The organism is Sporosarcina sp. (assembly GCF_029257255.1).
GTDB lineage: Bacteria > Bacillota > Bacilli > Bacillales_A > Planococcaceae > Sporosarcina.
This window is the reverse complement of sequence record NZ_JARICI010000054.1, coordinates 1-24,776: the sequence shown is the minus strand read 5'-3', so window position 1 is coordinate 24,776 and position 24,776 is coordinate 1. Positions and strand designations below refer to the sequence as shown.

The window sequence follows — 24,776 nt, the reverse complement described above, 5'->3', positions numbered from 1 at the left end:
TTTGCACCATTAGGTGCATCTCAAGTATAAAGGAGGGTGGTCCTGTGCATGGCAGAGGTGGAACAAAATCTTGTCATTGGTGGGCCAGAAACATGGCAAAGGTGGGACAATGCAGTGGCTATATTCAGATTATAGACAAATGATATGGAGAATACTCGAAAAGATCCTCCGGAATACTTTTTGACCGATCTCTTTAACAGGAACAGAAAATTCAGTTACTTCAAGAAATTTATTTTGAGAATCGCTTGATTCAGGTTGTTCAATAGGTCCCTAATTATAGAGTTTTAGTACAAGTAAAAGAGGTAGATTATATGTCCCAAACCATAGTTAATAAAGCCAAGTCTATTTTGCAAGGGATCGAATCTGATTTTGATCTAGGTTTTAATTGGAAAGACGAGTATTTCGATAACTATTATCGATACTTTGACGACCCAGATGCCGAAGTAAGAAAATGGTCTCTTCTGATTTTTGCGGGAGGATTAGGAAGTTGGTCCTTGCAATCAGCTAATATCTTTTCGCCGGATGGAGAAGGGTGGAACGAAGACAAAGAATACATTTTTGAAGACTACGTTCAAGCGTTTCTTACTCATCGAGAAGCCATCAAAAAAGAGTTCCCGCTTTTGTATAATTATTTAGTATGGGTTTTACTTTACTTAGATAAAAGAAAACCTTTTGACTCGATTTTCACATCCTATATATCTTATCCGTCTTATATATCTCCTAACATAAAACTATTCCGTGAGCTTAGACAAGTACTTAATTCATCGGGCATTGATGTCAATATACTTCCAAATAATCATCAAGCTATCATGAAAGAGGTAGGACTTACACCATTATAAAAACTGCACTTTTATTCTGCAATAAATATCAAGCATATTAGAAATCGAGTTTAACTTCTGTTCGGAACTTTGCGCACAACTCCCTTCACCCACCACCTCACGATAGCCACCTTGTCATTCGCTCATGCAAGGCGCACTGAAAAGAGCCTGTTAGCCAAAAAATCTAACAGGCTCTTTTATGTATTAGATCATTATTCCTAATAAAGATAGGAGTAACCGATACTTAATAGCAAAAAAATCTAACAGTGAGAATTATATTGGATACGCTGTTACAACTACCCAGTCGTAAGCTGAATAATTTCCTGCTGTCACATCTTTTCCACGTCGTAGAATGACTTTAACATTTTGCCTTTCAGTTTTGGAGTATTTTGTCTTGGAAAACTTATTCCCTTGCTCAGGTATTAGTTCTGTAGTTCCATTTATCACTTCCATAATAATCTTCATTGTAGTTTCTGGATATTGAGCATTTTGAAATTGATTTTTTCCATTTACCTTATTACTTTTAGTGCCATCCGAGAATTCCATATGACCTTCAAACACATGACAATATCCAAAATTAAGAATTCCATTAACAAATGGCATAACCACCCGTGACCCTGCATTGCTTATTCTAATTTGGCTTGTCATGTTGGAATTATAAGGTTGCTGATATTCTTCTAATTCCTCAATTATGGGAGTCCTTGTATGTGAACCACAAGATTCCTTTATTTGCTTTTTTCTGAATATGTTATCTAGACTGTCATATGGCTCGACAACAGATTCTTGACTCTCTACACTGTAATGCAACTGCGAAGCAGCTTCTCCATACAAATTAGTTTCTGCTCTTGTGTTCTGTGGCATTATCAAGAAAGATAATAGTAAAATAGTTACTAGTGAAAATTTAAGTATTTTTTTCACATTAACACCTCCTCAGATACTGAAATACCATAATTTAAACAAAAAACAATATAAATCCATTATAGTTATAATTATTCCAATAATTAATTTTTAAGTTTCTATATTAAAAAGTAGAAATTTGCAAAGAAGTTTTTTGCAAAGTGTTTTTTGTTAAGTTATACTTGATGCATAGATTATAAACTTGATAACGTGATTTGAAGGAGATGAAATAATGGCGATTACAATCGTGGTGGGGAACTTTAAAGGTGGCGTTGGGAAAACGAAGGTATCGGTCATGGCGAGTTGGGAGTTAGCTTTTGACCGCAATAAAAAGGTATTGCTTGTTGATATGGATCCACAAGGCAATGCGAGTACATTAATTGCGCGTTCCACAGGGGTCACTGAAATCAATACAAGTATTTTCGAAGGCTTTCAAAATGGCTCGTTAAAAGAATGCATCGTCAAAATGACGGACAATCTGCATGTGATACCCGCACAAGTGTCCTTTAAAAACTTTCCGAAATTCTTATATGCCAATGTAAAAGAAGAAATTGATCAAGTTTCTTATTTAAAGAAGCTTCTGGATCCAATTCGGGATGACTATGACTATATTTTCATTGACGTCCCTCCAACAATCAGTGACTTCTCTGATAACGCGATGATGGCTGCTGATTACGTATTAATCATCCTGCAAGCTCAAGAGCTATCGCTAGAGGGTGCTGAAACTTATATAAAGTATCTGCAATTCATGGCAGATAACTATGATGCAGATATCCAAGTCGCAGGTGTTCTTCCTGTTCTGCTTCGACCAGGTGGACGTGTCGATATTTCTACGCTTAAACGTGCAAGAGAAATGTTCGGCAATGATAACGTCATGGATAGTGTTATCAAACACCTAGAACGGCTAAAAGCGTGGGATGTGACGGGGATTACGAATAATGATATGCATGACCGCAAAGCCCACCAAGTTTTCTTAGACGTTATTGACGAGTTGGAAGCGAAATTGTCCCAATTCGAGGAGGCCGGTAAGTATGAGTAATGAAAAAGGTGGATTAATCAAAAAGAAAAAGAAGCCAGCAATCATGCAGCCCTCCGTTCCGGTGAAAAAGAATGACATGGATTTCGGCTATACAGAGCAAGAAAAGCCTGTTTCTGTTAAGTCTACAGCAAAACCTGAAACGACAAAGATTGCTCCACCTACACCACGTAAGAAATTAGGTGTCGGGAAATCGAACAGTACCAAAAGCTTAAAAGTTCCTACATTGATTCACAGTGAACTGAATTTACTTGGATCCTTTATGGACGAGCACAAGACATACGTAATTCTTCAAAATTTGATTGATAGCTATGTAAAGAATGAACTGACCGATCGCCAGCAACGCCAGTTTGACTTTATGGTAGAGACTTTTTTTGAGGATAAGTAACAAAAATATGCTTATTAAAAGTAGGAAACGCTATCTTTAAGATGAGATTGCAATAAAAGACACTGCCCGTCGTTTTTTAGACAACAATAAAATACGCTCTAAACAGTCTTTTGTCGGTATTGTATTGGCGACTGGCTGTTTAGTTTCGTTTGAATACGGATATTGTTAATAGGCAATGTATTCTTCGACAATTTGTATCACACACGCATTTGTGGTGCGATAAATTTCATCGAGGTAGAACGTTTCCGACTTTAGCGAGGAATGAAACGTTTCAATTGGGGAATTATCAGCGGGCGTGCCTTTACGGGACATGCTCATGTTAATTCCTTTCTTTTGACTGCTTTTTGATAGGCATAAGACGTATAGATAGAACCTTGATCGCAATGCCCTCAGGCAGCTCCGTCATTACCAAAAGGAACTGCCGATTGCCGAACTGTATCTGGCAGACAAGGAACGCCTGTTACAGCTGCCGGGAAAAGCCTATGAATGTATTCGCCGCGTATCTCTCAAAGCGGACAAATACGGTTTCATTCGGCTCGACAAGAAGCAATATTCTACGTCTCCGCGTTTCGCCGGACAGGCGGTTACTGCGAAGATATCATTCGACGAGGTGACCATCCTGAATGAGCAGAATGAGGTGCTCATCACGCATCCTCGCTTGTACGGAGAAGAGCGGAGGTCCATGAATTGGCAGCCTTATCTGTCGCTTATGGCCAAACGGCCAACGGCAATGAAATACAGTTCGTTCTATGATCAGCTGCTGGAAGAATGGAAAGCGTACATCGAAGCCTGTTCACTGGAAGAAAAGAAGGCTGCATTGAGTCTGTTGTCTGTTCTATTGAAAGGACAAGACTTCCAGCTGCCGACCGAGGCGCTGAAGATGGCTTCTGAGCACGGACATCCATCTGCCGAGACTATCAAGCATGTCAACTACCAATTGGTCAATGGACGTGGAATCCGAGAGACGTTGTCGCTTCCGCGACTTCCCCAACAGCTGCCTCTTACTGAAACGGTAACACGCGGGCTGAGCCATTATACCGACTGTTTTCACAGGTAGGCGGTGAGTTATCATGAGACGGACGATTGAAGAGCACGCGAAACGGTTAAAACTAAGCTAGATCCGGGAGCATTATCATGAGGTCGAAGCTACAACACACGAGGAATTTCTATTCAAGCTGTTTGAGCAGGAAATTCAGCAGCGCGAAGAGCGGAAACTGGACCTATTGATCAGGCAGTCTTCATTGCCGGACATATCGGCAGGCAATTTGATTGGAATGGCATTCATCGAACAGTGAGTTGTCAAAAGAAGACGTATTGACGGGGAGATTTATCGAGAGGAAAGAGAATTTGATTCTCTATGGAGGTGTGGGAGTCGGGAAAACCCTCCTGGCTTCCTTGTGCGGCTGGAATGCGATTCATCACGCACGACGAAAGGTACGGTTTTACACAGCGGCACAGCTGGTGAATCAGCTGTTGGAAGCGAACAGTAAAGGAAAGCTCGGCAAGCTGTACAAACAGATCGAGAGCCTGGATCTATTGATCTTGGATGAACTGGGTTACGTGCCGTTGCATAAGCAAGGAGCGGAGCTCCTCTTCCAGGTGCTTAATCTGTGTTATGAACAGCGAAGTGTGATCGTGACCACCAATCTGCAGTTCGGACAATGGAATCATATATTTGGAGATCCGATTTTGACGGAAGCTTATATCGATCGCTTGATTCATCACTCCCATTTACTGGTCTTTAATCGAGAGAGTTTCCGTCATAAAGAATCATTACTCAATAGTTAGAAAAGGATGTTGGCAAGTAGCTACATTATTAATTGCCGAAACATACATTTTCTACTTGCCAAATACACATGTTTTGAGCTGAGTCACATTTCGGATGGATAGTCCTCCATCACTTGCTTCACAGGCACACCAGCTATTCTCATTTCTATGGCTTTCATTTTCATATCTACTGGATAACTGATTCTAGTCCCTCCCCATAGAAAAAAACCTCTACATTGATTTCATAAGGTTCTATACCCTATTTTCAAAGAAAGGTATTTTTATTTGTCTCATTCTTCTAGGTCATGAAATGCCCAAATGACATGCGTTTTTTTTATTAGATCCCGATGGTATAGGAAGATAATATGGATGTATTCTGTTAAAGATGCGGAGGCAAGAGCAAACGCAATTTGTTTAATCCCCGCAGACACAGCAAAAAGTAACTTCATCGATTTCTATGATACCTAAAGAAACTGCTTACCGATTTGTCAAAACTTAATTTTTATCAATATCCCAAAATGATTGATTAGTACTTGCCTTGGTCAAAGACTATTCCAGCAACATGTAGTAAGCATCATCAAAGGATATTCTTCGTACATACCTAAATGATGTGTTTTTATTTCAGACTTATAGAACAGCTGCCAATGAAAGTAGGTTTTCTATTTCAATGGCTGTTCCTATTAAACAATACAAACCCGTGGTTTATTCTGTTTGCAATACTTACTTGTTAAAAGTTTTACTAGTGCAGAGATATTTAAAGTTTAGGTGGCATTTTTCAACGGCCAGATTCACTCTCCACGAACAAATCTTTTTGTTTCACTAGATAGATTGACGTATCTAAAAAGTATTTCTCTTATATAATGATCTATTCATTTTCCTCGTAAATAAGAGATTCCAAAAATAAATCATTTAGTTTATTAATTTTAGATTCAATATCATCTTGATTTTCTCCTTTTACAACGAATGCAGCTGCGTGCTCAATACTTGTTTTAGCAGGACCTAAAACTTCGCTTTCTTTAACCTTTATTTCATGATGAATTACCCATTCAGGTAATTCAATATTCAATATTTTCTTTACTATACCTGCTCTCGGTGGAGGTATTAAAATCCATCCTCCCGATCCATAATCCTTATCTTCATAATTTATGGGTTTACCAGCCTGCCCTTTTATCCACTCTTCAAGTAAATTGATTCCTGTTACTTCTTCCATTACTTCAACTATTTTACCTCCGCCTACTCTGCTAGCAATCTCACAAAATACAATTTCGTCTTCTAAAGTGTAAAATAATTCGCAATGAAATACTGTAGGAAAATCTAGATCCGTCGGAATAGATTGTAATATCTTTTCCACACTTTCATTTAACTTATGGTATAAAGGATTATCTTTGTCTAACAAAACAGAACCCAAGTATTTCTTTTCTTGATAAGCCAAGCAACCATTAATGTATTTTGAGGGCCTGCTTAATAAAATTTTCCCGTTGAAGAAAATACCGTCTATATGATACATATCTCCCGACACATATGATTCTACCATCAAATTGTTACACCATATTTCATCAAGTACTACATCTAATTCTTCCGAATTGTATATTACAAATGTATTGACAGAGCCAGCTCCATCTACAGGTTTAATTACAATTGGAAACCCATTATCATTGATAAAGTCCAAAACCTCAAATTTATTTAACAGTCTCTTAAAGTTAGGGGTCTTAATGACTTTTGAAACTTTTTCTTTCATTATTACTTTATCTCTGAATGCTAGGGCACTTTCTTCTTTTTGACCTTTAATTCCAAAAAATCCCCTTAATCTACCTAAATCCACTAAGTCATATTCCGAAGTGCCTACAAGGTAATTCTCTTCATTTGAATTAATGTTTTTTTGAAGATAACGAAAAGGAGAGTAATTAAAATTCTCAAAACAAATATTATTCTCGAAATCACTATATTGTTCTTTATGTTTATTCCTGCTTAGTATATATAAATTTGCATCGGTGCCAAGCCATTCTTTATAATTCGATTGCGCTCTTTTTAAAATATTCAAAACGTATATATTCATATTTCCACATTCCTTTTTATTTGATTTTCTATTCTAAATCTCTCTAGGTATCCTAAATCCATTTTCTACTTTTTCGTAACCTTGAAGTGGATAGAATTCCATTGCTCCTGGAGAAGAAAGCAAGATTATAGCTACCTGTTTACCAAATTGAGTTTTAGTGATTTTTAATAGTTCCTTTCCAATACCCTTACCTTGAAAAGGTTGCTTGACTGCTAAATCAGATAGATACGCACAATAACTATAGTCAGTGATTGATCTAGCTATTCCTATTAACTCTTGTTCAACCCAAGCCTCAACAATGACATCGGAATTATCAATCATTTTTTTTAGTCTTGATAAATCATTGTAAGGTCTCTTAATACCTGACAACATAAAAACGTTTGCTAGTTCTTCAGGAGTTATACCTGAATTAATTTTGTACTTAATATTCATTATTTTATTCTCCTTTACTGCTATTTTCGTAATATTTTTTGTCAAAACTTCTAACCTTTATCTCAAGGTTTCTCTCTATAATAAAATCAATAATCGCTTGCCAAAAATCTTTTAAATGTCTGGTCAGTTCCGTCAAATATATTAAATCAGATATAGTAAAGGTAGAGCCCGATTTTCTCATTACCCTCAGATCTATCATTCCATTATAATTGAAATTTCCAATTCTTAAACTTTCAGGCGATCGGATGCTGAATCGAACCGACGAATTTACATGTCCAAGGTGATGTTGGTCACTCCATTCTGCAATATCAGGGAATTGAGGTGGAAAGAAAAAATGTCTGTTTGCTGGTACTTGTTCTATAGGTAAGTTTCCCGGTATGAAATGCCAACAGTTATATTGCATCCTTCTGCTAACAGCTTTTGAAATATTTGAAATGATAGATTCTTTTCCTTTAAGTTCCTCTTGTAATCTTTTACTAGGTGTAACACAGCAATAGTAATCACTAGGAGACCATTTACAAATTTCATTATACGATTCGTTATTAGTTAATTCTATTAGGGATTTGAAATTCCTCACCCCGCGAGTCATGGCAATATCTGCATTCAATTGCTCAACTGCTTCGAGACAAAAATGTCTTAATACTTCTTCAACAGGGGTTAATTCTTTATCACTTTCGTTTAACAAAAATTGTGTTGATAACCAATCGTAAAAAAAATCATATGAATTATCATAGTTTTCTATGTCCATACCATAATTATCCTTAAAAAACCCGTTTAGTTGTATAGGGAAATTTGATTTATCATGTGAAATTTTAGGCATTAGTAGTTCTTTTTTATTCAAGTTTATTCCATTCATTATCCTGTATTTTTGAAAATTACTCAATATCTTAATATCTAAACTTTGAAGTGTTTCAATTTTGTCTGGGATGGTAGATTTATATTGCTGATCGGCTTTAAGATTTAATTTTTGACTATATAAATTAATCTTTTTATTTAGAAATATATGAACCCTTTTGACCGAAAGTTGACATCCATTAAATTCTTCGATTCGTGATGGATTATTTGTTTTCAATAACCAATAAGCACAATATACGAAAACCATTTCTTCATGAGACCATTCGCTAACAGATAGAGAATATAGTTTTTCTAATAAATAAGTAGATCCTTCAATGTTTGTTAGATTTAAATGAGAATTCCTTCTATCTTTATATAGATTACTTGCGAAATAAAAGGTTGATAATATTTGTTCATTCACATAGATAATGATGGGATCAATATGATAAATATTTTTATAAATAAAGTCTAGCATTTCATTTGTTTTTTCTTGAGGCTGATTACTAATGAAACTGTAGGCTTCTTGATTGAAACTTTCTTCAATTTTCTGACTTTGTAAATAAAGCGTTGTCCAGTTTATGTATATATCCTCTGGTACCCTTATGTAACCAATTATCGTATCACCTGGATCAAAACGTTTTGAGGGATCCTGGATAATAATTCTCCCTATTTTTTTTATACCAAAGGCTATAAAACGAGATTTATCATCGAATTCCGGTCTTAATATATATCCATTTTCATTATTCTCTAAAAGAATATATAATTCTCTTTGCTTAATAGTAAGTGAATTAAGTGCCATTTTAATAGGTATTCTATTATCAAGAGTTAATACTAATTTAAAGGCCTCCAAAAAAAATTTAGTTTTTTTAGCTTTATTAGTTATCTCAACGAGTAAAGATTCAAATCCACTCAATTTTTTAGACTTGTTTCCTTTGGTTTCCAACAAGAATATTATCTCTCCTTTTAATAAAAACTAATATATACCAATAATACATTTAGTTTGAACTATTAGCAAAATATACTTTGTGTGAATTAACAATGAATATGAAACATTTCCTGAATGAATCAATAATAATTCACTTCGCTCCCACTTTTCAGAGATTCAATTCAGATTGTAAAATGTTTAATTACACATGAAATGCAAGGACCGTCTAGTCACATCAAGCTTAGCTTTAGACACCATACTTTAAAAGCGTGAATTGTGTATTTAGAATCACATTTTGAATGAACAAATATTGCTTAATGAACAGGAAATACTAAAAGTTCACCTCTGTTTGGTTATTTTAGTTTATAATGAATTTAGAATTAAAAGTGTATTTAGGAAAGGAAGGCTTTATCTAAGAAAGCATTAAATTTTCGAAAACAATACTCATAAAGGTGAATAGGGTTTTATTTTAATGTAAAATTAGCAATAAAGGTTCCGAGTATTCGAACATTAAATTCTACAATACGCGTCAATATAGTTGAGGAACTGATACTATTTAAATAAATTAAATTGGAGGTAGTCATGATTAAAAATATTTTATTTGTAAATTTAAGGGGTCAATCAGTAGAGCGATTAAAACCAGTATACACTGCAAAAAGTATGGGATTACAGGTGATTCTATTAACTGATAGTATACCTGAAAATGATTTGGGACTTTTTGAAGATATAATTATACGAGATACATATAATCAATTTGAAACAGTAGAATTTTTTAAAAAATACAATACTACAAAAACAATAAGCGGAATTATCACTTGGTCTGATAAAGACGTAGAGTTAGTAGCTAAATTAGGAAAGGCCTTGGACTTACCTACAATAAGCATTCAATCGTCAACGTTAGTAAGAAATAAATACGAAATGAGATTGGCAATGAATAAAATTGAAGGATTATGTCCTCAATTCCGTTCTGTAAAAAATCTAGACGACTTTAAAACAGCAGTGGGCGAGCTTGGTTATGGCGGCATATTAAAACCTGTGGGTGCCTCAGGCAGTAAAGCTATTATTCAAGTGGACGATAATAATACTCTTGAAAACACTTTCAAGAACATGCTTGAGCTAACCTCACCTAGAGACGATAAAGTCTATACTTATTACCCGTACGAGTATATATATGAAGAGTTTATTGATGGACCTGAAGTAACTGTTGATGGGATTGTTCAAAATAATCATGTTTATATAGCAGGAGTTACTGATAAATTTATCACCAATAAACATTCTCTAGAATATGCTGCGTTTTTTCCGTCTAAGAAAGATTCAAAAACAATTGAGGAAATTAAAATGAAAACTGAACTAGCAGTAAAATCGCTAGGGATTAATGATGCGGCATTTCATTTAGAATGCAGGGTTTCATCAAAAGGAGTTATGATTTTGGAATGTGCTGGTAGAGCCGGAGGTGGATTTGTTTCTTCCCATCTAATAGAGTTAGCTTCCAATAAATCTTTTCATGAACAAGTCATTAGAGTTTCTCTGGGATTGCCAGTTGAATGGGAGGAATACGATAAGATTTCCTTGAAATATGCAGGTTCTTATTTTGTATACCCCAATAAAAGAGGTTCGCTTAAAGAAATTTCTGGTTTTAAAAACGCTATTGAAATACAAGGAATAGAATATGTAATTCCCAATGTTGAAATTGGAGATTTTATTGATATTCCACCCGAAAATGTTTCTACTATTTTAGCATCTCTGATTGCCACAAATTCCTCTTATGAAGAATTAATCAATAACTTAGAAACCAGCGTGGGAAAACTATCCTTTACAGTACAATAGTGGTGATATAATTGAAAATGACTAAAGATAAAATATTAAGCTGGCGTGAAATTGGATAGAAATAAAGGGGGGGCGCATACTAATGTCTATTTTAATCATGAATAGATCCTCACACTCTAAAGTTCCTTACGAAAAATGGCTTGAGAATATAGACGATGACATTGTTTTATTGACTTCAAGTGAAACAAAAAAAGGATTTGGAGATAGTTCTTATCATTTAATTGAACCATTTGATAACTATGAAATTAATAGTTATGTAGAAATTAAAGCTCTTGAACTTAACAAAATTTATAACTTTACCACAATTGTCGCTATATCTGAAATTGACATCATTAGGTCTAGTGAACTACGGGAAAAGTTTAAAATACAAGGCCAAGGTGTTAACAGTTCCGAAGTGTTTAGAAATAAGATTAAAATGAAGGATTTTGCCCAAATGAATGGAATAGCTGTTCCTGAATATATGAAGGTAAATAATAGTTTTGACATTTTGAATTTTATCAACAAGAATGGTTACCCTGTAATATTAAAGCCAATAGACGGTTCAGGCTCGATAGGGATTACTGTGATTAATAATTATACTGATTTAAAGGAATATCTTATAAATGGTATCCCGACTAATACAATGATTGAATGTTTTATTAATGGGGATATGTACCATATAGATGGCTTGTTAATAAATGGCCAATTCATTATTAATTGGCCATCGAAATATATAAATGGATGTATAGCATTTAAAGAAGAGAAATACCTTGGAAGCTATATGCTAGAAGAGTCTAATCCTTTAACAAAACGACTTAAAAATTTTGTGGGACATGTTATTAATAAATTTCCAACTCCCGATAATACAGCTTTTCATGCCGAGGTTTTTCATACAGAAAACGATGAGTTATTACTCTGTGAAATTGCAAGTCGAGTCGGTGGAGGAAAAATCAATGAAACTCTACATGAAGCATTTGGCTTAAATATTATTGAGAAATGGGTTCAGTCACAATGCAGCACAGGAAAACAATATGACCAAGAACTTGTTCCTAAAAAGTTGGTCGGTTTTGTCTTAATACCACCAAAACAAGCTACTTATATTGACGCCCCAGATAAGGTTCCTTTTGAATTTGTATTAGAATCTCAGATTAACAAAAATTTTAACCATTCTTATACAGGACCAAAAATGAGTTCAGACAAAATCGCAGCTTTTGTGGTTACCGGTAAAAGTGAAGTTGAACTCAAATATAATATTCAACTTGTTGCTGATTGGTTTGATGAGCTAAGTATTTGGAAAAGTAATGTAAATTCAATTTAAGGAAGGCGAAATATTTGAAACTATTTATAGCAAGACATGGTGAGTCAGTTGCAAACATACAAAATATTATACAAGGGCAACTTAATTACGGTTTATCAGAACGTGGGATTAAAGAAGCGAAATTGTTAGCTGAATATTTAAGGGATGAACAATTTAATTGTATTTACTCTAGCGATATTAAAAGAGTAGAACAAACAGTAAATGAAATTAAGAAGTACCATGATATTCCTGTAATGCAAGATAAAATTTTTCGAGAAGCTTATCTTGGTAGATTTGAGGGATGTACACACGACGAAATAGCTTTGAAATATCCAGAACATGCGGATACAGACTGGATGAGTTCTGGATTACCGGATGTTGAACAAATAGACAAGGTTTATGAACGAGCATTAAATTCAGTGAAATTAATACTGAATCGGCATAAAATCGGCGAAAAAGCTTTACTCGTATCTCACGGTGGATACATTAGTTCCATTTTTGCTGCATTATTAAATATCCCATGGACAGGAAAAAAACCTTTTTCAATCCAAAATACAAGTATCTCAATTATAGATTTTACCGATCCCAAGCAATTTGTTGTTTTAAGTGTAAATGAAACACCTCATTTAAATAAAGAAATGAGAAAAAACCTGACAAAACCAGTTGATTTAAAAAAACAATAATTTTTAAGATAAGAGGAAAATATGAAGCAGAATATTTTTGAGATCTTAAAATTTAGACCTTATTTATTTTTTGTAGTTAGTACATTATTCTCAAATATAGGAACAGGAATGCAAGTTATAGCAAACAGTTGGCTAATACTGGATATTAGCGGACAAGTTTCCTCTATAGCAATATTTTTAATGTGTTATACTTTGCCTGGTATATTTCTCTCCCCACTAACTGGAATTATAGTGGATAAAATAGATAGAAGATGGCTAGCCATTTCAATGGATATATATCGTGGACTTATCTTATTGACCATTTTTGTACTGTGGCATTTAGGTTCTTTATTAACATGGCATCTTTATTTAATGGGTATCTTGATTGCGATCGGAGATCAAATATATTCCCCTGCAGCAGCAGCAATGATTAGAGAAGTCGTAAAGAAAGACATGCTGTTATCTGCAAATGCTAGCACATCTATAGCAATGCAAGTTGGTGCTTTAATTGGAGCGGGCTTTGCAGGTTTAATAATAGCAGTTTCTTCAGCTATTGATATTATGTGGATTAATGCTTTGAGTTTTGTTGTATCCTCCTTTCTTCTTAACTTTGTTAGAAAAGGATATAAAAGCCCTTCAACCAATATATCTAAGGTTAAAGGATACAAAAAATATTTTAGCCAACTTACCGATGGGATTAGGTATATCGTAGATAACACTTCGATAATCCCGATGTATATATTAATATTTTGTATTACAGCTACTGTACGAACAATTAATGTACTACTCGCTCCTTTTGCAAAGGATGTGTTAGCGGTTGGTTCTGTAGGTTTTGGGTATATCGACGCTTCGTTCGCTTTAGGAGCAATATTAGGAGGTTTGCTTCTACCTAATATTTACAACAAGTTTAACTTCAATAAGACTGTTGTATTGTTAATGGGTATGTTGTCATGTGGTTTAATTGGATTCTCATTATCTAATAAATTAATTATTGCTATGCTCTTTTTTTTCCTTATTGGCGCTTCTGTTAATGTGAAAATAGTTTGTTTAACATTGGTGCAGCAGATCGTTTCCCTAGACTATCAAGGAAGAGTACACTCCACTTTTAATGCGATTTTTTCGGTTTTAACTTTTGGACTTTATTTTTTAATGGGATATCTTGGTGATTTAATTTCTCTCCGATGGTTGTACTCTTTTCAAGGTATTATAGTAATAGTTGTAGTAATTTTGGTTCTTAATTCTAAATCAGTATGTGTAAAAGCCGTTAAAAACGAAAAGAAGCTCCCTGTTTAATTTAATTGGACTATTACTAAACCAGGTTAGAAACACGTCTTGTGTTCCAAAGGAATAATAGATTAATATGTATATATAATAGACCTTTTTATAAAACCACCGTTATATAGACAACTTAAACAACCTTCTCAAATCAATGTTTGAGAAGGTTGTTTTTTATTGTCTTTGTCTATTTACTCGTCTATACTGAATATTATATAAAACGTACGATTGTAGACAAAAAGGAGGAGTTTTCATGAGTAGAATTATCGGCTATGCGCGTGTCAGTACCGAAGATCAAAATTTGGACCTTCAAAAGATTTCTATTGAAAAGTATGCCAAGGAGCAAGATATGGATCTCCTTTTATATGTTGAGAAAATTTCAACACGGAAAACTGATCGTACCGAATTAAATTATGCCCTTAAAGCTGCTGCTCCTGGCGATCGTTTTGTTGTCTACAAACTAGACCGGCTTGCTCGAAGCACTAAGGAGCTCTATCAATTAACAGACGAGATGGCCAAGCGACAGGTGGATTTTGTTAGTATTCAGGATAGCTTTGATACAACTACTCCAACTGGACGTGCCATGTTCGGGATGCTTGCAGTCTTTGCTGAATTTGAGCGCGATATTATCCGACAGCGGACAAAAGCTGGGCTGGAGGCTGCCCGTAAACGTGGGCGCATCGGAGGACGTCCTGCCATTGATCCGGATACGAAACGCCGTATTGTAAAGTTGTTTAACAGTGGCGAAAGTGCCTCAGATATCGCGAAAGAATATGGGATTGGACGTAGCACGATTTATAAAGTTTTAAAAGAAAATCCTCAATAAAGTATATAATGAAGAGAAATAAAGAGTTCAATGAAGGCTGATACAATATCTACTTCGGATTTATGGTGTATTTGTGGGATAATTATACTTGTACGTCTTATAGTAAAGGATGAAACTCATGGGGCAATTAAATAAAGAACTAGAGCAGCTTAGGAAGCTTACAATCATCGGTCTCTTTGCGGACGATGATTTGATGGATTTGTTCGTGTTAAAAGGTGGAAATGCCCTGGAGCTGGCGTATAAATTGCATTCACGCGCCTCAATGGATATCGATGTATCTTTAGCACAGGATTTCGAAAAACTCGGTTGGTCAGTCGAAGCAGTAGAAAAGAAAATCCATGACAGTATGGTTCGTACATTTAAAGACGAGCATTACCATGTATTCGATTTTAAAATGAGCCATCGACCGAATAAGAAACTACAAGTTATTGATGAACGTTGGGGTGGTTATGCTGTAGAATTCAAAGTAATTTCGTCAACAAAAGCTGATGAGTTAAATATGAATATTGAAAAGATGCGAAAATCATCTATCGCTGTCGCTGGTTCAAAAAAAGTATTAAAAATAGATATTAGCAAATATGAATTTGTTGAAGCAAGTGAGGAAACAGAATTTGAGGATTACGTAATTAAAGTTTATACTCCTCGAATGATAGTGTTCGAAAAAATTCGAGCTATTTGTCAGCAAATGCCTGAATATCAAGCTATTATGAAGTCAAGTATTAGCCCACGTCCAAGAGACTTCTACGATATTTATATGGTTATCACGCAGCTAGATCCAGAATTGGATATTACTTCTGGAGAGAATATTGAAATGCTACGCAACTTTTTTGAAATTAAAAAAGTTCCATTAGATTTACTAAAAAAGATTCAAGAACCTGCTATTGAATCCTTTCATGCTTCTTCCTTTTCAGCAGTTGAAGATACAGTAAAAGACAAAGAAGCGTTACATCCCTTTGCCTTTTACTATCAATATGTTGTGGATTTAATTTCTCCACTCCACGAAAAAAGCATCTAACTTAGATAAGCTGGATAATAAAGTTTCCATCGTTCTGAAAAAGATTTATCTGTTAGTTCATAATCAAGATAAAAATTTAGCTCTATCGGAAAACGTTCTAGCAAACGCAAAGAACTCTCTTTATATCCAGCCTTTTCTAGATAAAAACCCACACTTTGATGATAAGGATAAGTATATTTTAACTTCTTTAGATAAGAATACATTTTATTGACTGATACATGATCCTTTGCATTTTCATACATTGCCAATATTTCATGAACGCCACCTCCATACTCTGGCCGAACAGCTAAATCAATAAGTGTTCGCTCAATGTTTGTTACTCGTATTCCGTCTTCTTCCAAAACGCCTAATTGGCCTGTATTTTTTCCGTTTATCCAATGAATTTTTTGGCCTTTGTAAATAGTTTTTCTATTAGTTGACCTCATTGGTTTTGAAAAAGCATTATCAACTGCTTCTTGTGTTGGTTTCCATTCATTCTCTTTTTTAAGTGATTGTTCTTGATTGACATATACTGCTTTTACAATATTATCTGTCAGTCCGTGATAAAAGGCTGCCGTGTAATGTGAAATATAAGCTTTTTCATGTAAAGAGCATGCAAGTTCATATATGGAAGGTTCATTTCCGAAAAATACATATCTTTTGATTATATTTGTTGGAAAGTTTAGTTCTATTAGCTCAATAATTTTCACGTTTAACAGAAAGTAAATTAAATCCTCAACAGAAGCGGAAGATGGTAATTTCCAATCATCTCGATTCTCTTCTAAAATGTCTGCCAAATGACCTTCGGAAAATATTTTATACTTTGTTCCCTGGAGTATTTTTGAAATGTCAGACTTAAATAAATTCATAATTTGAAACTTGTTTGGTCTGGCCAATTTTTCATTCTCCATTCTTGTAATAAAGTATATATACTTTATTACACTAATTTAAATTATTTGTCAAGAAAAAAGGCTTAAGAATTAGTAAACAAAAGCTTTGATATCAATATTTTCTCCTTTTCTAGAGTATTTATACTTGACAAACGGCATTATTTTTGATAAAGTAAAGTATAAATACTTTACTTTACCTCAACTTTTACTGATTAATTGCTGAAGTTGCGTTATTTCCGCCTGCATCTTCTCCTTAGTTTCCTCATGCACTCTACGGAGGGCTGCCATTTCATCATACAGCTTACGCACTTCCTCATTATGCAAACGCTCTGCTTCCACCACTGCTTTTTCACGCTCTAGTTCCTTGCGCTCTGCAAGATGTGATAGATCACGGTCATGGTTCACTTTCACTTGTTCAAAATCCATTCGTAGTACGCGTAGCTCTTCAGATAACGTTTGTTTCTCCTGTGACAACTCCGAGACTTTTTCTTCAAATGCAGCCTTTTCAACACCTGCTTGTTTTTTCCACTCAGTCTTCTCCATTTCAAAGGAATTTTTCAACACCTCATTTTCCTCTGCATATCCTTGATACTTCGTGACAAGCCCACTTAACGTGTCGTTCTTATCCTTATATTCACTAATCAACGCTTGATTATTTTCAAGCATCGTTTGATTGGCCAGAAGTTTCTCTTCAAGTTCTTTCGCCTGTTCTTCAAATGCTTGAATTCCTTCTGTTTTTGTTACCACTTCCATCTTCAATTGTTGGTTCTGTTGCTGCAAATCTGTGATAATGGCTTCTTTGCTTTCTAATTTCTCAGCCACTTCCTTCACAGCATATTCCTTTAAATGAACAGAACGTTGAATCATATTGACAATGAGTTCATACATGCGTGTCGTATGATGCTCCAGTTCCGTTAAATCCTGTGTATAATCGGACGATCCTTGCTTAATGGCATTCATTTCGTACAGGGCAATGGCACGTTCAAACCATTCTTTACTGCTTGTCCCACTTGTTTCAATAACTTCTCGAACTTTTTCATACATTTCCTCGCTAACTTTCACGCCAAAAGTTTTATCAGCCATTTTATTTCCTCCATTTGTTAACCTTTAATTATCTTTGAAACAAAGGTTAACTCGGTTTTTTTATGTTAACTAATTATATAATAATTTTTCTGTTTAATCAATTTTATAATTCGCCACCTTGCCGGCAAGGTGGCGCGATTTTTTCATTTTTATGAGCAAAAGACGTACATGACGTACGCCTTTCGCCATTTTGGTTTTACATATATCCCTTATCTTTCAGCGATAAATAACTGTTTTCACCTACAATTAAATGATCAAGAACACTTACTCCTAATAACTCCCCTACCTCACACAAACGCTTTGTAACCTCTATATCCTCTCGGCTCGGTGTAGTGTCCTGGCTCGATAGCAATAGGTAAGGATTTGAAGTCATCTTCACCTTTTCCCCTGCTCCACACCGTGCATGCAACTTTCATCGCACACGGCATTCCATCGTTCGTCAACTATTTCATTTTCCTCAATCTTGTTTTATTATTCGATTTCCCTAGTTTTACAGCTCTTCGTTACCAATTAAGACCCGAAGTTTATTAAGCTTTTTCATTTGCTCCCCATTTAAATTCAAATGTTCAAGATACATGCGGATTGTATCTTTTTCTGTGACATGAATCAGTCGATGAACATCTCTGGTAATCAATACCAGATTGGAATACCTATCATCTTTTGTCAGACTCCATAATTGTTTATGGTGACAATCCATTTCCGTTAGAATTAACTCTTCTCCCGATACAGCACATTTTCCCTTTTGCGCAAGGAACAACGATATTCGATTATCATTAAACTCTATCGATGCCCGTTCGTTAATGACAGGATGTTTTCTAATCCATTGAACTTGCCAGTTTGGGACTGACTGTTGTTCTTTATGCATCAGTTCACGTCCCTCAACAGTAAACTTATTGACGCCATTTTTCGGTAGTAATGCTGTCCTGGTTTTTATGAAACCAATCGGGATAAGTGGATATCCATTGATATATCTTGTCATTTTTGATTTTAAATAAGGTTTTAACCCCTGGTCATTAATCGGATAGCCTGTTTGTTTACGAAGTGAAAACTGTTTTAATCGGTGACGTTCTACAATTGTTAATTGGTATTGTATTGGCATTAAACTATCGTTTACCTGTGTCGCAATCTGATAATAATTATGAATACCAATTACCATACTATTGTAGATTCGAATGTTCTTGATTAAATCGTTTCCATTTGCTGCTTTTTGCATGAGTTTGATTTGATCTTTGAGCTGTCCTTTAATCCTCTTACGCGCTTTTTCCGCTATATAGGACTGACAAACATATCGTTTACGTTTCAAGCGGTCATAGCCTTTGCGTTCCATTTTCAGTTCAAATCCTAAAAATTCACTACGATTCTTTTTAAGATTCGTGATTTGGGATTTCTCTTCTGAGATAGGCAAGCTTAATCGCTCTTCAAGCCACATTTTACTTGCCTGAAAAATCTTTTCGGCGTTGGAACGTGTTGTCGTAAAGATCTTAAAGTCGTCTGCATAGCGAACAATGTACATTTCTTTAAGTGAAGAAGTTTCTCTTAATTTTCTATACCTGTATTGATGGCTATACAACCCAGTTTTCTTAATAAGGTGGTCATTGATTGAATGACACTTTTTACTTTCCCACTGATTTGCAATCCACCAATCAAATTCGTTCAAATTGATGTTCGCTAACAAGGGGGATAGTATTCCACCTTGTTAGCGAACAAGGGGGATAGTATTCCACCTTGCGGTGTCCCTTTCGTCGGATAGACAGTTTTTCCATTCGGTAAAACAATAGGCGCTTTTAGCATTCTCCGAAGTATGACAAGCAATTGTTTGTCTTGGATGCCCATTGTCCATATTTGCCGCATCAGTTTTGAATGTTTCACTTCATCAAAGAACCCTTTGATATCCACATCCACCACGTACTGCATTTTACTTCTGCTTATCCGAACAGCACATGCTGAAATTGCATGCTCCGCTGATTTGGTTGGCCTAAAACCAAAACTGTGTTTGTAAAACTTAGCCTCACATATAGGCTCTAACACTTGTAAAATACATTGTTGTGCTACACGATCCCACATGGACGGGATTCCCAGTGGTCTAGTTTTCCCGTTTGGTTTTGGTATTTCCACGCGTCTTACTTTTCGAGGATTGTAATGGGCGAATCTTTTCTTCACAATTTCAATAAATTTATATGTGCTTAGCTTTTCAATGTCATAAATTGTGACTCTATCTTCTCCAGCCGTTGCACTTCCGTTATTCCGCTTAATATTACGATAAGCGAGTAAGATATTATCGTCTGAAGTAATAATAGACATTAGGTTCGTCAACTTTTGATTTTCTTTACTCTTTGCAAACAGCATATCGAAGGTTTCTGTCATGCCGTAATACTCTGCATGCCGCAACCTTGTGTTTTTCATTCTAGGGATTTTCTTATAATTTTCTTTCAAGGTCTATCACGCTCCAAACTCGGCTCGTGACCTTTTTAGTCATACGAGAATCCTTGAGGTGATTGAGTTGAAATAAAGTTCACTAAACGACTTGAGGCTGTTGCTCCATTTCCATTACAGAAACTTCAACGCTCATGCCTCTACTCTCACTATCACAAAAGGAAGTTATGGACGAATCCTTTCCTCCCTGCCACTTCATTGAGTGTGTACTCTCCATGTTGATAGCTTTCCACGTTCCCTTAACTCTATCCATAATCTTAACTTAGGTGCTAGCTCTTGCCTGGCGTCCTCTCCATCGCCTGTAACGATGCATGGAGCTTTCGAAACCACCATAGGTACTCGCCCACGGAACGCACTTGAATTTTCATCAAGCCCACTCATTTCTAAGTAGCCACACTTACAGACATTTCGTTCGCTAGTTCGTCAGTGTTTTACCACATTCTCACCATATTAAGTTTTTCACGACTCCCGGCCTATCAGTCGCACTAACTACCTCTAGTTAGGTTTCGGTTACTAGTTAACCTAGCACTACGACAACTTTCAGCCGACTTCACCGAGCTTCACACCCTATTCTTTTACACATTCAAATAGCGCATGTCGGAGTATCAGAGTAGGCATTTCAAGGCGTTACCCTATCATTCTACCTATCAAGTTAAGAGTTCACGACTCTCTTTTGGTCGATTGACCTTCAGACAGCGTGCGTAACCTTTTCAGTTACGAACGTGTCGCACGATGATTATGCGCAATTATGATACTTGCTGCATTTTGCAAAAACGCTGTTTTAAATACTTCTCGTGGTGATACAAGGCTTGAATTTAAGGTGCCAATATGGCAACGGTGCAAACCTTGTATTTCATTTTTTACGGAGAGACAAGCCACAAGGAATACTTCTCTGTCCTCATTACCAATAAATTTCATCGCAATATGAGCAAAATCTTCAGGGGTGCGTACTTTATAATCTGCTAAGTTCTCAGAAAGATATTTTTTCGGCAACTTGCGACGCTCGGCCTTGATTCTCACAATCTCATAAATAGGCTGTAACTCTAGATTTTTTTCAATTTCTTTTGTCATGGTAATTCCTCCTTTGTTTTTTCGATTGCTTTAGCCGCAATCACGAAGTCGGAAGGCTGAATTTTTTCCGATTTCTTGGCTATGCCATGTAGCTATTTGCAGCAATCAAAAAGCAAGGAATTGCCTGCAATAGCTCAAAAGTTTTTGTAGCGTAGCGTTTTCAACAAAAAGTTTTGACGATCCTTGCTTTTTGAGGTGAAACACGGATAGGAGCGTGGTAGGCAGAATCTGCCACGCTCATTGCCGATTGTTGAACGCAAATGGCAAAGCCCAAGCAGACGGTCCACCTGCTTGGGCGTATGGCGAAAGAAATCGAAAAAATGCTCATGATAAAAGGGAATGCGGATGCATTCCCTTCCTTTTAACATGTAGGTCTTGAACTTCGCCTCGTTTGGTATGACGGCTTGCCGTAAACGATCCAGGAATCTACTCGCTGTTTCACGGTCTTTACAGCGAGTGATTATCGGAACGTTTAATGCCAAAGCGACATGACTACAGCCATGCGATTGTTCCACTCTTGCCATGTTTTTGGCCCACTTCTGACATTGAATTGTTCCACCCTTGCCATAGGGGAATCCACGCAAATTATTCCTAAAACAGCCATCGAACCAAATTTTCGATGGCTGCCTTTAGTTATTTCATACTTTTTCCATCCAATCGATCCCGTAGGATTAACACTGCTTCAGTGACTAGTCCATCTTGGTCTAAGTCATTTTCATCCTCTACATTCAAACACTGCGGGATAAGCAGGTCTACAAGTTCATACATGATTTCATCTGGTAGATAATTATGAAAGAAATACTTCGCAATACGATTCTCCACTTCTTCAGGAATCATAAAGAACCCTCCAATCCATGACGTTCACGCATTGAAACATCACCATCAAGCATCATATGATAGGAGCCGTGTACAATTCGATCAAGAATGGCATCAGCCAACGTACCTTCGCCAATCTTTTCATGCCAGCCACGTGGATCAAACTGGGAACAGAATATTGTGGAGGCAACTTGATATCTTGATTCAACGATTTCTAAAAGATCTCTGGATTCGGTTTCTTTTAGTGGCGTTAAAAGCCATTCATCAAGGATCAATAAATCTACCTTTGTGTATTTTTTAATTACCTTGCGGTAAATGCCTTCACCCCTGGCTACTGCGAGTTCATCCAATAAATCCGGAAGGCGTATATATCGCACTTTATAAAACTGACGACAAGCAGCGACACCAAAAGCGCATGCTAGGTAAGTTTTTCCGTTTCCTGATGCACCTTTAATGATGATATTATGTTTCTCTTGAATATACCTTCCAGTTGCTAATCTTAGAATTTGAGTTTTATCGAGCTTTCGGTCAGCGTGATATTCTATATCTTCTATGCATGCCTGGCTATCTCGGAACTCTGCACCTTTGATAAGGCGATCGAGCTTGGCATTCTTTCTGCGTCCCCACTCAATATCAACAAGCATTGCGAAACGATCCTCAAACGATAGGTCCTGATATTCCGGGTTTTTCAATTGATCCATATATCCCTCAGCCATCGCTGCCATTCTCATATCATTTAGTTTGGATAAAGTGTTTTCAGTTGTCATTGGTTCTTACCCCCATAATAGTCTGCCCCTCGTGTAAAACCGTAAGGGTTGGATTTAACTTCTTTTCGATCACTTTCTTCTTCAATTATGACAGGGAGTTTATCCTGTCCGTTTTTAAGCATTGTCTGAATGCTTTTAAGTGTAGGTCTACTTGTATATCTCAGTGCACGCTCACATGCTTTTTCTAACCGTTCTACTGAATACGTGTCTGACAACTTAATTAGCCCCAAGCAGGACTTCAGTGCTTGTTTTTCAACACGATAAGAAGCTAAAATACTATTAATGGTGATCAAGATATTAGGACCAGCAGTCTTTCCCCATTGGCGTACATATGAAGGGTCAAAATCAATGTATTGCTTATGTTCCTTAGGCATGTGATCAGACAATGTATTGGATTGTCCTGGTTTTCCTTTCAGTTTTTTGTGCGAAGCGATTCGTAAGCCTTTATAAAATACTTCCACAATGGTTCTTGTGACTCGAATATCAACCTCGTACTTTACATAATCATATGGAACAGAGTAAGACATTTTATCCACCACTATGTGATAATCATATTGTACGGTCGCAATTCGCCAAGTTGCGATTTCGTATGTTGAAGCAGGCAACGGTGTTAATGCGAAGTGTTCTTCTTCTTTAAATGCCGTGTGTCTGCTTCCTTGCTTCTTTTGAAAAGGTTTGTGGTTAAATTCCTCTAGCTTCTCATGAACCGCGTCATTTAACTCTCCTAAACTGAAAAACTCTTGGTTTCGAAGTGAAGCGATAATCCATGTTGAAATATGACCTACTGTACTTTCAGCGCTCGCCTTATCTTTTGGGTGACGAACGCGCGCAGGCACAATCGTCGTGTGATAATGCTCAGCCATCTCCTGATAGCCCGCGTGAATGATTGGTTCATACTTTGAAGCCTTTACTACACCTGTCTTCAGATTGTCAGGAACAATGATTCTTGGAACCCCTCCATAAAACTTAAATGCATGAATATGAGCCGTGATCCATGACTCTGCATTCATCGAAAGAAAACCTTCTACATAAGCGTATTGGCTGCACGGAAGGGCAGAAACAAAAATGTATACTGGGATATCTTCGCCGGTTAGATGATCTCTTATTGACATTGTTTGCCCCGCCCAATCAACTTCCAAAAGCTCTCCTGGTTTACGCTTAATACGCATGGTCGCTTTCGTTTTGCGGGCATAGTCATGATAGATCCTGCAGAACTGACGATAGCTATATGGGATTTCTTCATTTGACCTACAGCTAAGAGAATATTCCTCCCATAAGAGAGTTAAATTAACGCCCGGCTTTGCCAGTTCTTTATGAATGTAGTCACAGTCCGGTTTTCGTCTAAAATCATTAGAGGCATGTTTCTCTGGAAACAACATCTCTTGTAAGTCATGATCCGTAAATTCTTCCTCCAATGGCCAGCTAATGTTGCGTTCTTCAGCCCTTTTCACCACCTCCCGTATCGTTGTCCTAGAGTTTGAAGTACTTGAGGCAATGCCCCTTTGGCTAATCTCCTGGGCATGGAGCCTCAAGATTTCCCGATATTTAATCACAAAAAAACCTCCTTTATTTTTGATTTGCACCATTAGGTGCATCTCAAGTATAAAGGAGGGTGGTCCTGTGCATGGCAGAGGTGGAACAAAATCTTGTCATTGGTGGGCCAGAAACATGGCAAAGGTGGGACAATGCAGTGGCTATATTCA

At 36.4% G+C, this 24,776-nt stretch carries 22 protein-coding genes and 4 pseudogenes; 12 read left to right on the top strand and 14 right to left on the bottom strand.

Features of this window, described 5'->3' with window-relative positions; translation table 11 throughout:
• The first annotated feature begins 311 nt into the window (after window positions 1-311).
• Window positions 312-839 (top strand): hypothetical protein, encoded by a 528-nt coding sequence (locus tag Q1J64_RS11510; protein WP_301109210.1) that lies wholly within the window; start codon window positions 312-314, stop codon window positions 837-839.
• Between the two features lie 252 nt (window positions 840-1,091).
• On the opposite strand, the gene Q1J64_RS11505 is transcribed toward Q1J64_RS11510, so the two are convergent.
• Window positions 1,092-1,736: a hypothetical protein gene (locus Q1J64_RS11505; protein ID WP_301109209.1), complete on the bottom strand. Its 645-nt coding sequence runs from the start codon at window positions 1,734-1,736 to the stop codon at window positions 1,092-1,094.
• Between the two features lie 211 nt (window positions 1,737-1,947).
• Between Q1J64_RS11505 and Q1J64_RS11500 the strand changes: the two genes are divergently transcribed.
• On the top strand, window positions 1,948-2,754 hold the full coding sequence (locus Q1J64_RS11500; RefSeq protein WP_301109208.1) for an AAA family ATPase: 807 nt from the start codon (window positions 1,948-1,950) through the stop codon (window positions 2,752-2,754).
• A complete protein-coding gene (locus Q1J64_RS11495) occupies window positions 2,747-3,139 on the top strand; it encodes a hypothetical protein (RefSeq protein ID WP_301109207.1) in 393 nt (130 codons plus the stop codon). The genes Q1J64_RS11500 and Q1J64_RS11495 overlap by 8 nt, the downstream gene beginning before the upstream one ends.
• 98 nt (window positions 3,140-3,237) lie before the next feature.
• Here the strand turns inward: Q1J64_RS11495 and Q1J64_RS11490 are convergent.
• Window positions 3,238-3,525: pseudogene (locus Q1J64_RS11490) on the bottom strand (IS3 family transposase); the annotation flags it as partial.
• Window positions 3,526-3,557: 32 nt separating this feature from the next.
• Here Q1J64_RS11490 and Q1J64_RS16790 point away from each other — a divergent pair.
• The 3 genes and pseudogenes from Q1J64_RS16790 to istB (Q1J64_RS11480) all read left to right on the top strand — a co-directional run.
• Window positions 3,558-3,761: pseudogene (locus Q1J64_RS16790) on the top strand (Mu transposase domain-containing protein); the annotation flags it as partial.
• Window positions 3,762-3,821: 60 nt separating this feature from the next.
• The gene (locus Q1J64_RS11485) at window positions 3,822-4,196 is read left to right on the top strand and encodes a hypothetical protein (RefSeq protein WP_301109206.1); all 375 of its coding nucleotides are present in this window, start codon (window positions 3,822-3,824) and stop codon (window positions 4,194-4,196) included.
• Between the two features lie 61 nt (window positions 4,197-4,257).
• A pseudogene (gene istB / locus Q1J64_RS11480) lies at window positions 4,258-4,927 on the top strand (IS21-like element helper ATPase IstB).
• Between the two features lie 844 nt (window positions 4,928-5,771).
• Here istB (Q1J64_RS11480) and Q1J64_RS11475 read toward each other — a convergent pair.
• Genes Q1J64_RS11475 through Q1J64_RS11465 form a run of 3 tightly spaced genes read right to left on the bottom strand, consistent with a single transcriptional unit; the run spans window position 5,772 to window position 9,174 of the window.
• Window positions 5,772-6,962, bottom strand: coding sequence for an ATP-grasp domain-containing protein (locus Q1J64_RS11475; protein WP_301109205.1), 1,191 nt, complete (start codon window positions 6,960-6,962; stop codon window positions 5,772-5,774).
• A gap of 33 nt (window positions 6,963-6,995) precedes the next feature.
• On the bottom strand, window positions 6,996-7,394 hold the full coding sequence (locus Q1J64_RS11470; protein WP_301109204.1) for a GNAT family N-acetyltransferase: 399 nt from the start codon (window positions 7,392-7,394) through the stop codon (window positions 6,996-6,998).
• A gap of 4 nt (window positions 7,395-7,398) precedes the next feature.
• Entirely contained in the window at window positions 7,399-9,174 is a 1,776-nt protein-coding gene (locus tag Q1J64_RS11465; protein ID WP_301109203.1) for a hypothetical protein, read from the bottom strand.
• Window positions 9,175-9,735: 561 nt separating this feature from the next.
• Here Q1J64_RS11465 and Q1J64_RS11460 point away from each other — a divergent pair.
• From Q1J64_RS11460 to Q1J64_RS11435, 6 genes are all read left to right on the top strand, one after another.
• Window positions 9,736-10,980, top strand: a complete 1,245-nt coding sequence (locus tag Q1J64_RS11460; protein WP_301109202.1) for an ATP-grasp domain-containing protein — start codon at window positions 9,736-9,738, stop codon at window positions 10,978-10,980.
• An 82-nt stretch (window positions 10,981-11,062) separates the two neighbouring features.
• The gene (locus tag Q1J64_RS11455) at window positions 11,063-12,277 is read left to right on the top strand and encodes an ATP-grasp domain-containing protein (RefSeq protein ID WP_301109201.1); all 1,215 of its coding nucleotides are present in this window, start codon (window positions 11,063-11,065) and stop codon (window positions 12,275-12,277) included.
• 14 nt (window positions 12,278-12,291) lie between these two features.
• Window positions 12,292-12,939 carry a histidine phosphatase family protein gene (locus Q1J64_RS11450; protein WP_301109200.1) on the top strand — a complete coding sequence of 216 codons (648 nt, stop codon included), beginning with the start codon at window positions 12,292-12,294 and terminating at the stop codon, window positions 12,937-12,939.
• Between the two features lie 21 nt (window positions 12,940-12,960).
• A complete protein-coding gene (locus Q1J64_RS11445) occupies window positions 12,961-14,211 on the top strand; it encodes an MFS transporter (RefSeq protein ID WP_301109199.1) in 1,251 nt (416 codons plus the stop codon).
• A gap of 235 nt (window positions 14,212-14,446) precedes the next feature.
• The gene (locus tag Q1J64_RS11440) at window positions 14,447-15,019 is read left to right on the top strand and encodes a recombinase family protein (protein WP_301109198.1); all 573 of its coding nucleotides are present in this window, start codon (window positions 14,447-14,449) and stop codon (window positions 15,017-15,019) included.
• Between the two features lie 118 nt (window positions 15,020-15,137).
• Window positions 15,138-16,034, top strand: coding sequence for a nucleotidyl transferase AbiEii/AbiGii toxin family protein (locus tag Q1J64_RS11435; protein WP_301109197.1), 897 nt, complete (start codon window positions 15,138-15,140; stop codon window positions 16,032-16,034).
• Here the strand turns inward: Q1J64_RS11435 and Q1J64_RS11430 are convergent.
• From Q1J64_RS11430 to istA, 9 genes and pseudogenes are all read right to left on the bottom strand, one after another.
• Window positions 16,031-16,909: a type IV toxin-antitoxin system AbiEi family antitoxin domain-containing protein gene (locus Q1J64_RS11430; protein ID WP_301109196.1), complete on the bottom strand. Its 879-nt coding sequence runs from the start codon at window positions 16,907-16,909 to the stop codon at window positions 16,031-16,033. The two genes, Q1J64_RS11435 and Q1J64_RS11430, sit on opposite strands and share 4 nt — an antisense overlap.
• A 192-nt stretch (window positions 16,910-17,101) precedes the next feature.
• Window positions 17,102-17,986 (bottom strand): coiled-coil domain-containing protein, encoded by an 885-nt coding sequence (locus Q1J64_RS11425; protein WP_301109195.1) that lies wholly within the window; start codon window positions 17,984-17,986, stop codon window positions 17,102-17,104.
• A gap of 196 nt (window positions 17,987-18,182) precedes the next feature.
• A complete protein-coding gene (locus Q1J64_RS11420) occupies window positions 18,183-18,359 on the bottom strand; it encodes a JAB domain-containing protein (protein ID WP_367183500.1) in 177 nt (58 codons plus the stop codon).
• 117 nt (window positions 18,360-18,476) lie between these two features.
• Window positions 18,477-20,389 (bottom strand): annotated as a pseudogene (locus Q1J64_RS11415) (reverse transcriptase domain-containing protein).
• Between the two features lie 744 nt (window positions 20,390-21,133).
• Window positions 21,134-21,490, bottom strand: a complete 357-nt coding sequence (locus Q1J64_RS11410) for a JAB domain-containing protein (RefSeq protein WP_301109193.1) — start codon at window positions 21,488-21,490, stop codon at window positions 21,134-21,136.
• Window positions 21,491-21,624: 134 nt separating this feature from the next.
• Window positions 21,625-22,014 carry a hypothetical protein gene (locus Q1J64_RS11405; RefSeq protein WP_301109192.1) on the bottom strand — a complete coding sequence of 130 codons (390 nt, stop codon included), beginning with the start codon at window positions 22,012-22,014 and terminating at the stop codon, window positions 21,625-21,627.
• Window positions 22,015-22,123: 109 nt separating this feature from the next.
• On the bottom strand, window positions 22,124-22,327 hold the full coding sequence (locus Q1J64_RS11400) for a hypothetical protein (RefSeq protein WP_301109191.1): 204 nt from the start codon (window positions 22,325-22,327) through the stop codon (window positions 22,124-22,126).
• A complete protein-coding gene (gene istB, locus Q1J64_RS11395) occupies window positions 22,324-23,073 on the bottom strand; it encodes an IS21-like element helper ATPase IstB (RefSeq protein WP_301109190.1) in 750 nt (249 codons plus the stop codon). The genes Q1J64_RS11400 and istB (Q1J64_RS11395) overlap by 4 nt, the downstream gene beginning before the upstream one ends.
• Window positions 23,070-24,626 (bottom strand): IS21 family transposase, encoded by a 1,557-nt coding sequence (istA, locus tag Q1J64_RS11390; protein ID WP_301109189.1) that lies wholly within the window; start codon window positions 24,624-24,626, stop codon window positions 23,070-23,072. The genes istB (Q1J64_RS11395) and istA overlap by 4 nt, the downstream gene beginning before the upstream one ends.
• Window positions 24,627-24,776: the final 150 nt, after the last annotated feature.

What these genes read in the sequence shown, in the direction of transcription:
- Q1J64_RS11425 (WP_301109195.1), bottom strand. Translation starts at nt 17,986, where the DNA reads ATGGCTGATAAAACTTTTGGCGTGAAAGTTAGCGAGGAAATGTATGAA.
- Q1J64_RS11485 (WP_301109206.1), top strand. Translation starts at nt 3,822, where the DNA reads ATGAATTGGCAGCCTTATCTGTCGCTTATGGCCAAACGGCCAACGGCA.
- Q1J64_RS11510 (WP_301109210.1), top strand. Translation starts at nt 312, where the DNA reads ATGTCCCAAACCATAGTTAATAAAGCCAAGTCTATTTTGCAAGGGATC.
- Q1J64_RS11500 (WP_301109208.1), top strand. Translation starts at nt 1,948, where the DNA reads ATGGCGATTACAATCGTGGTGGGGAACTTTAAAGGTGGCGTTGGGAAA.
- Q1J64_RS11440 (WP_301109198.1), top strand. Translation starts at nt 14,447, where the DNA reads ATGAGTAGAATTATCGGCTATGCGCGTGTCAGTACCGAAGATCAAAAT.
- Q1J64_RS11470 (WP_301109204.1), bottom strand. Translation starts at nt 7,394, where the DNA reads ATGAATATTAAGTACAAAATTAATTCAGGTATAACTCCTGAAGAACTA.
- Q1J64_RS11410 (WP_301109193.1), bottom strand. Translation starts at nt 21,490, where the DNA reads ATGACAAAAGAAATTGAAAAAAATCTAGAGTTACAGCCTATTTATGAG.
- Q1J64_RS11405 (WP_301109192.1), bottom strand. Translation starts at nt 22,014, where the DNA reads ATGGCAAGAGTGGAACAATCGCATGGCTGTAGTCATGTCGCTTTGGCA.
- Q1J64_RS11435 (WP_301109197.1), top strand. Translation starts at nt 15,138, where the DNA reads ATGGGGCAATTAAATAAAGAACTAGAGCAGCTTAGGAAGCTTACAATC.
- Q1J64_RS11495 (WP_301109207.1), top strand. Translation starts at nt 2,747, where the DNA reads ATGAGTAATGAAAAAGGTGGATTAATCAAAAAGAAAAAGAAGCCAGCA.
- Q1J64_RS11400 (WP_301109191.1), bottom strand. Translation starts at nt 22,327, where the DNA reads ATGATTCCTGAAGAAGTGGAGAATCGTATTGCGAAGTATTTCTTTCAT.
- Q1J64_RS11445 (WP_301109199.1), top strand. Translation starts at nt 12,961, where the DNA reads ATGAAGCAGAATATTTTTGAGATCTTAAAATTTAGACCTTATTTATTT.
- Q1J64_RS11475 (WP_301109205.1), bottom strand. Translation starts at nt 6,962, where the DNA reads ATGAATATATACGTTTTGAATATTTTAAAAAGAGCGCAATCGAATTAT.
- Q1J64_RS11455 (WP_301109201.1), top strand. Translation starts at nt 11,063, where the DNA reads ATGTCTATTTTAATCATGAATAGATCCTCACACTCTAAAGTTCCTTAC.
- istB (WP_301109190.1), bottom strand. Translation starts at nt 23,073, where the DNA reads ATGACAACTGAAAACACTTTATCCAAACTAAATGATATGAGAATGGCA.
- Q1J64_RS11460 (WP_301109202.1), top strand. Translation starts at nt 9,736, where the DNA reads ATGATTAAAAATATTTTATTTGTAAATTTAAGGGGTCAATCAGTAGAG.
- Q1J64_RS11420 (WP_367183500.1), bottom strand. Translation starts at nt 18,359, where the DNA reads ATGACTTCAAATCCTTACCTATTGCTATCGAGCCAGGACACTACACCG.